This window comes from Mycobacterium sp., from assembly GCF_044370595.1.
GTDB lineage: Bacteria > Actinomycetota > Actinomycetes > Mycobacteriales > Mycobacteriaceae > Mycobacterium.
This window is the reverse complement of record NZ_JBILVF010000174.1, coordinates 1-6,654: the sequence shown is the minus strand read 5'-3', so window position 1 is coordinate 6,654 and position 6,654 is coordinate 1. Positions and strand designations below refer to the sequence as shown.

8 protein-coding genes and 1 pseudogene are annotated in these 6,654 nt (G+C 67.3%); 6 read left to right on the top strand and 3 right to left on the bottom strand.

Annotated elements, in window-relative coordinates:
* Both ADBZ5N_RS16500 and ADBZ5N_RS16495 read left to right on the top strand, forming a co-directional pair.
* A pseudogene (locus tag ADBZ5N_RS16500) lies at positions 1 to 457 on the top strand (hypothetical protein); the annotation flags it as partial.
* Between the two features lie 65 nt (positions 458 to 522).
* Positions 523 to 1,368 carry a mycofactocin-coupled SDR family oxidoreductase gene (locus tag ADBZ5N_RS16495; RefSeq protein WP_526259263.1) on the top strand — a complete coding sequence of 282 codons (846 nt, stop codon included), beginning with the start codon at positions 523 to 525 and terminating at the stop codon, positions 1,366 to 1,368.
* A 106-nt stretch (positions 1,369 to 1,474) separates the two neighbouring features.
* On the opposite strand, the gene ADBZ5N_RS16490 is transcribed toward ADBZ5N_RS16495, so the two are convergent.
* Complete coding sequence (locus tag ADBZ5N_RS16490) at positions 1,475 to 2,356, bottom strand: universal stress protein (RefSeq protein WP_526259261.1); 882 nt, start codon at positions 2,354 to 2,356, stop codon at positions 1,475 to 1,477.
* A complete protein-coding gene (locus tag ADBZ5N_RS16485; protein WP_526259259.1) occupies positions 2,353 to 3,834 on the bottom strand; it encodes an amino acid permease in 1,482 nt (493 codons plus the stop codon). Before ADBZ5N_RS16485 ends, ADBZ5N_RS16490 begins: the two co-directional genes overlap by 4 nt.
* Positions 3,835 to 3,950: 116 nt before the next feature.
* Here ADBZ5N_RS16485 and ADBZ5N_RS16480 point away from each other — a divergent pair, with 116 nt between their 5' ends.
* Complete coding sequence (locus ADBZ5N_RS16480; RefSeq protein WP_526259257.1) at positions 3,951 to 5,141, top strand: NAD(P)/FAD-dependent oxidoreductase; 1,191 nt, start codon at positions 3,951 to 3,953, stop codon at positions 5,139 to 5,141.
* A gap of 132 nt (positions 5,142 to 5,273) precedes the next feature.
* On the opposite strand, the gene mftR is transcribed toward ADBZ5N_RS16480, so the two are convergent.
* Positions 5,274 to 5,870: a mycofactocin system transcriptional regulator MftR gene (gene mftR / locus ADBZ5N_RS16475; RefSeq protein WP_526259255.1), complete on the bottom strand. Its 597-nt coding sequence runs from the start codon at positions 5,868 to 5,870 to the stop codon at positions 5,274 to 5,276.
* Between the two features lie 92 nt (positions 5,871 to 5,962).
* Between mftR and mftA the strand changes: the two genes are divergently transcribed.
* The 3 genes from mftA to ADBZ5N_RS16460 form a co-directional block, all read left to right on the top strand.
* Entirely contained in the window at positions 5,963 to 6,064 is a 102-nt protein-coding gene (mftA, locus tag ADBZ5N_RS16470) for a mycofactocin precursor MftA (protein WP_526259253.1), read from the top strand.
* A complete protein-coding gene (gene mftB / locus ADBZ5N_RS16465; RefSeq protein ID WP_526259251.1) occupies positions 6,049 to 6,363 on the top strand; it encodes a mycofactocin biosynthesis chaperone MftB in 315 nt (104 codons plus the stop codon). The genes mftA and mftB overlap by 16 nt, the downstream gene beginning before the upstream one ends.
* The coding region (locus ADBZ5N_RS16460; RefSeq protein WP_526259249.1) for a radical SAM protein at positions 6,360 to 6,654 on the top strand (295 nt) is incomplete at its 3' end. The genes mftB and ADBZ5N_RS16460, both read left to right, overlap by 4 nt.

The window sequence follows — 6,654 nt, the reverse complement described above, 5'->3', positions numbered from 1 at the left end:
CGGCACGGCCGTCGGGTCGGGCACTGGTGCGCTGAACTCCGCCGCGATTGCGCTGGGGGATCTGATCCTGTTCGCCGCCTACTCCAACAATGGCCAGGCGATGCTGTCGCAGTTGCCGAACGCCGTACCAGCCGCGCAATCCGCCGCAGCCGCGCTGCCGCCGCCGGACTTCAGTGGGTTGTCGACGGCGTTCGCCGCGGCCGCCGTTCTGCCGCCGGTCGGGGTGCCCGCCCCGCAGCTTCCGCTGGCGCCGCAGCTTCCCACCCCGGAGCAGGCAGCCGCCGCGCTGGCGGTTCTACCGGCGATCGGGTTGTCGGCGTTGCCGCCTCCGCCGATCGGGCTGCCCGCCCTACCGCCGCCTCCGCCGATCGGACTGCCGCCCATCGGCCTGCCCTCGATCGGTCTGCCCTCGATCGGTCTGCCCAGCATCACCAGACTGTTCGGTCTGCCGTTCTGAGGCGACTGAAACAGGTTCCAGTTCCTTGCTAGCCTGACCCGGGGCTCCAGCGAAGGGAACGGTCGATGGGTGATCTAGCCGGACAAGTCGCGTTCGTGACAGGGGCCGCCCGCGGCCAGGGCCGTGCCTACGCCGTCCGGCTGGCCCGCGAGGGCGCCGATGTCGTCATCAGCGATATCTGCGCCCCGGTTTCGCCGACGATTCCGTATGCGTCGGCCACACCCGAGGACCTCGCTGAGACCGTCCGCCTAGTCGAGGCCGAGGGCCGTGCCGTCCTGGCCCGGACCGTCGACATCCGCGACGACGCCGCGCTGCGTCAACTCGTCGCCGACGGCGTCGAACGGTTCGGCCGACTCGATGTGCTGGTGGCCAACGCCGGGGTGCTCAGTTGGGGCAGGCTGTGGGAACTGTCCGACGAGCAGTGGAACACCGTCATCGACGTCAATCTCTCCGGAACCTGGCGCACCCTGCGGGCGGTGATTCCGGCCATGATCGACGCCGGAAACGGTGGCTCGATCGTCATCGTCAGCTCATCGGCCGGGTTGAAGGCGACCCCGGGCAACGGGCATTACGCCGCCGCCAAGCACGGGCTGACGTCGATGACCAACACCTTGGCCATCGAACTCGGCGAGTACGGCATCCGGGTCAACTCGATTCACCCGTATTCCATCGCCACGCCGATGATTCAGAACGAGGCGATGCTGGCGGTACTGGGTAAGCATCCGGCTTTCCTGCACAGCTTCGCGCCGATGCCGTATCAACCGCCGGCGAAGGCCTCCAAGAAGGCCAAGCGCAGTGACTTCATGTCCGCCGAAGAGGCTGCCGAGGTGGTGGTCTGGCTGGCCGGAGACCGGTCCGGGCTGCTGTCTGGCTCTCAGATCTCCATCGACCGCGGCGTGATGAAGTACTGAATCACGCCCATCGGGTCCGGCGTGATGAAGTACTGAATCACGCCCATCGGGTCCGGCGTGATGAAGTACTGAATCACGCCCATCGGGTCCGGCGTGATGAAAGGCGCTAGCCCGGCAGCACCAGCACCGGAACCGGGCTCACCCGCAAAATCTTGGTGCCCCGCGACCCCAGGAACACTCGGGCGACCTCGCCGCGCGGTGAGGTGCCCAGCGCGAGGATCTCGCCGTCCTGCCAGTCGGCGTCGTCAATGGCTTCACCCCAGCCGTTGCCGCTGACCACCTGCAGTTCCACTCCATCGCCGACCACCCCGTCGGTGCGCAGCCGGGCGAGCATCTCGGCGGCCTGAGACTCCCAGGCCGCCAAGATCGAATCCTCTGCGTGCAGGCCCACCTCGGGCGGGTACATGGTGCGGCCGCGCACCGCGAAGGTGATCACCCGCATCGGCACCCCGATACGTCCGGCGAGGGCGGCAACCCGCCGAACCACCTCCACCGATTCCGGTGTCCCCGGGTAGCCGGCGGTGATGCGGGTCAGTGTTCCGCCGCGTGGACCGCGATAGCCCCGCGGCGCGATCGCCACCGGTACCGGGGCCGAATGCAACAGCCTTTCGGCGGTGGAGCCGACGACAACCTGGCCGAGTTGCCCGCTGGCCGAGGAACCCAACACCAGCAGATCGGCGTCGAGTTCGGACACCACCTCGGTCAGCCCGCCCGACACCGAACGGTGGGCGTGACTGTGGAATGTCACTTCCACCGTCGAGCCCATTGACGCGAGGTCCCGCTGGGCCTCTTTGGCCGAGTCGGCGGCCAACTGGTCGGCCCAGGCGGCGTACTCAGCATCGACCCGGGCCGTCGACGGGTAGGTCCACGGCCTAGGCACGATCGTGGCCACGGTCAGCGAGGATTGCAGGGTGCGGGCCAGGCTCGCCGCCAGATGCAGGGGAGCGGTGCCGCTCTTTCCGGCCAGATAGCCGACGACGACGGTCACGGCATGTCCTTCGGTGGGTGGACGACCTCCACGCCGGTGATGTCGGATGTCCGCACGGCCCCCGGGTTTAGCGCGCTGTTGTGGCGGCCCCAGGTGAAGTAGAACAACAGGAACACCGACACCCATAACGCGAACGCCAACCAGGTGTACCACTGCAAGCTGAACAGGATGTAGGCGCACGCGATGATCGCCAGCACCGGTGTCACCGGGTAACCCGGCACCCGGAAACCCCTGGGCAGATCGGGTTCGCGGCGTCGCAGGATGATCACGCCGACGGCCACCACGATGAAGGCCGTCAACGTCCCGATCGACACCAGGTCCGCCAGGTAGTCCAACGGGACGAACCCGGCGAGCAGTGCCACCACGATTGCCACGATGATGGTGTTGTTGCGCGGGGTCATGGTGCGCGGGTCAACTCTGGCGAACACGGACGGCAGCAGACCGTCGCGGCCCATGGCGAACAAGATGCGGGTCTGCCCGTACAACGTCACCAGGGTCACCGAGAAAATCGAGATCACCGCCCCCGCCGCCAGCACGATGCCCCACTGCTGCGCCCCGGTGACGTTGTCGAGGATGACCGACAGCCCCGCTTTCTGCTCGGCGAAATCCGGCCATGCCTGGGCTCCCAGCGCCGCCACCGCCACCAGCAGGTAGACGGTGGTGACGGTGATCAGAGCGGCGATGATCGCCCGCGGCATGGTCCGTTGCGGGTCTTTGACCTCGTCGCCGGCGGTCGACACCGCATCCAGGCCGATGTAGGAGAAGAAGATCGTTCCGGCCGCCGCCCCGATACCCGCGACGCCGAACGGGGCGAATTCGGCGAACCGGTCGGCGTCGAAGGCGGTGAAGGCGATCGCGGCGAACATCAGGAGCACGCCGAGTTTGATGACCACCATGATGCTGTTGACCTTGGCCGACTCACTGGCACCCCGGATCAGCAGCAGCGCGCACAGCCCGACCAGGACCATGGCGGGCAGGTTCACCACTCCGGGTTCGGCGTCCCAGGGCGCAGCTGAGAGGGCCTCCGGCAGTCGCAGGCCTAGGAAGTTGTCCAGAAGTTTGTTGACGTACTGACTCCACCCGACCGACACCGCGGCGGTGGACACCCCGTACTCCAGCAGGAGGCAGGCCGCCACACCCATCGCGACCGCTTCGCCGAGGGTGGTGTAGGCGTAGGAGTAGGTGGAACCGGACACCGGAACAGCCGAGGCGAGTTCGGCATAGCAGATGGCCGCCAGTCCGGCGGCCAGGCCGGCGATGAGGAACGAGACGATGACGCTGGGCCCGGCCTTTGGAACCGCCTGGGACAGCACGAAGAAAATGCCGGTTCCCACGGTGCAACCCACGCCGAACATGGTGAGCTGGAAGACGCCGATGGAGCGCTTGAGGTTTTCCGAGGCCCCATGGGCCACGGGGGCGCCGAGCACGGGTCTGCGGCGCAGCATCTGCTCGGTCAGCGATATGGGCGGTGCCGTCATCAGCGGTGTCTCCTGGCCATCTGAAATGCCCATTATGGGCCTGTGTTCGCTGATGCGCGCGCTAACCGGTCAAAGCCGGATCAATCCCTCCCCGATTATCGTGTAAGAAAAAGCCTGTGAGTAAAGCCAGCGGGGTCGTAATCGTGGGCGGCGGCCTGGCGGCCGCTCGGACCGCCGAGCAGTTGCGTAAGTGCGGGTACGCCGACCCGGTCACCATCGTCAGCGACGAACAGCACCTGCCCTACGACAGGCCGCCGCTGTCCAAGGACGTGCTGCACGACAGCGGACGCAGCATCGGTGACGTCACCCTCAAACCCGCTGAGTTCTACGCCGACAACGACATCGCTGTGCGGCTCGGCGCGGCCGCCCAGTCGGTGGACACCGCCGCCAAGACGCTGAACCTCACCGATGGTTTCGTGCTGGACTACGACGAACTGGTGATCGCTACCGGCCTTGAGCCCAAACGCATTCCATCGTTTCCCGACCTGGCCGGGATCCGGGTGCTGCGGTCCTTCGACGAGGCGATGGCCCTACGGGAGCATGCCGCGTCCGCCCGCCGTGCGGTGGTCATCGGTGCCGGGTTCATCGGCTGTGAGGTGTCCGCCAGCCTGCGCAAGCTTGGGGTGCAGGTGGTGCTGGTCGAGCCGCAGCCGGCACCGTTGGCCAGCGTGCTCGGGCAACAGATCGGAGAGTTGGTGGCGCGTCTGCACCGCGCCGAGGGGGTCGATGTGCGCACCGGGGTGGGGGTGGCCGAGGTGCTCGGCGAGGACTCCGGCAACGTCACCGGGGTCGTCCTCACCGACGGCTCCGAACTCGACGCCGACCTGGTGGTGGTCGGCATCGGCTCCCGCCCGGCCACCGACTGGCTGGTGGGAAGCGGGGTGGCTTTGGACAACGGGGTGATCTGCGATGAGGTCGGCCGCACCAGCGAACCGCATGTCTGGGCGCTCGGCGATGTGGCGTCGTGGCGCAGCGTCGACGGGCATCAGGTCCGGGTCGAGCATTGGAGCAATGTCGCTGAACAGGCCCGGGTGATGGTGCCGGCCATGCTCGGCCAGGAGGTCTCCGCGCTGGTCGTGGTGCCCTACTTCTGGAGCGACCAGTACGACGTCAAGATCCAGTGCCTGGGCGAACCGGAGGCCAACGACGCGGTGCACGTCGTCGAGGACGACGGCCGCAAGTTCCTCGCCTACTACGAGCGCGACGGTGTGCTGGCTGGTGTGGTGGGCGGCGGTATGCCGGGCAAGGTGATGAAGGCCCGCGCCAAGATCGCGGCCGGCGCTCCGATCGGCGACGTGCTCGGCTGAGACCCTCGCCCGCACCGCACCCGGCAAGCGCGAGCAGACGCAAACTCGCATGAGTTCGCCCCGAAATGTGCGAGTTTGCGTCTGTTCGCGCGGGGGAGGGGGATGGGAAAAGGGAAAAGCGAAGGGGAGGGGTCAGGGCAGGCCGGTGACCGCGGTGTCGAAGGCGTCGCCGAGGGCGTGCCGAAGCGGCACCCGAGGGTGGGCCAGCCAGTACTCGTGGCCGGCCAGTGCCACCGCAAGCATGATCCATGCGACGGTCTGCGGCACCAGATCCTCGACGCTCACGCCGGTGCGCCGCGCCACGAAACCGGCCACCACCGCCCGCCAGCCGGCGTACATCGTCATCGAATAGGCCTGCAGCTCTTCGGATTGCAGGATCACACTCATCCGCAGCCGATGCCGGGCGGCGCGCTCGTCGGTGAAGGTGTTGAAGTCCAACAGCGCGCTACGGAGCACGTCGCGCAGGGGCAGGGCCGGATCGGCGCCGTCGAGCAGGACGGCGAAGTGCCGCAGATACTCGTCGAAATCACCCCAGGGGATCGCGTTCTTCGACGGGTAGTACCGGAACAGAGTGCGCCGCGCGATCCCGGACGCCACGGCGATGTCGTCGACGCTGACCGCGCTGAATCCGTAGGTGGCGAACAGGTCAAGGGCGACGTCGGCGATGTGGTCGCAGGTGGTGGAACGGCGTCGTCCCACCCGCGGGGCACGTCGCGTTGCTGGAGTCATCGGCCTGAAACCTTCTCTTTTCGGCACTTGATGCCATATTCTGGCGGTCTGCACCGCGGAATGTCGACATTTAATGAAAGGACCACCGGAGCATGGAGCCCACGCAGCAGGAGACGACCGAATCCGCCACCGAACTGGTGACCGAGAGCCTGGTCGAAGAGGTGTCCATCGACGGGATGTGCGGGGTCTACTGATCGACCCGTCACCTGCTCGCCTGGATTCGGGAGCCTGGCGGCTGCACCCCCAGGTGGCGGTGCGGCCCGAACCGTTCGGGGCGCTGCTTTACCACTTCGGCACCCGCAAGCTGTCGTTCCTGAAGAACCGCACCATCGTGGCCGTGGTCGAGTCGCTGGCCGACCACCCCGATGTGGGCTCGGCCCTGGTGGCCGCCGGCGTCGGCGCCGGCCAGCAAGCGCCCTACCTGCACGCTCTGGGCGTGCTCGCCGAATCCACCATGCTGATCCCGGGGGAGACCGGAGGGGAGAACCGATGACGTCGGGTCTGATAGCCCAATTCGAGCGGGGCCTCGACGCCCCGATCTGCCTGACCTGGGAACTGACTTACGCCTGCAACCTGGCCTGCGTGCATTGCCTGTCCTCCTCGGGACGACGTGACCCGCGGGAACTCTCCACCGCGCAGTGCAAGTCGATCATCGACGAACTTGAGCGCATGCAGGTGTTCTACGTCAACATCGGCGGCGGCGAACCCACTGTGCGGCCGGACTTCTGGGAGTTGGTGGACTACGCCACCGCCCACCACGTCGGAGTGAAGTTCTCCACCAACG

Coding starts and splice junctions, on each gene's coding strand:
- ADBZ5N_RS16485 (WP_526259259.1), bottom strand. CDS start 3,834: ATGACGGCACCGCCCATATCGCTGACCGAGCAGATGCTGCGCCGCAGA.
- mftA (WP_526259253.1), top strand. CDS start 5,963: ATGGAGCCCACGCAGCAGGAGACGACCGAATCCGCCACCGAACTGGTG.
- mftR (WP_526259255.1), bottom strand. CDS start 5,870: ATGACTCCAGCAACGCGACGTGCCCCGCGGGTGGGACGACGCCGTTCC.
- ADBZ5N_RS16495 (WP_526259263.1), top strand. CDS start 523: ATGGGTGATCTAGCCGGACAAGTCGCGTTCGTGACAGGGGCCGCCCGC.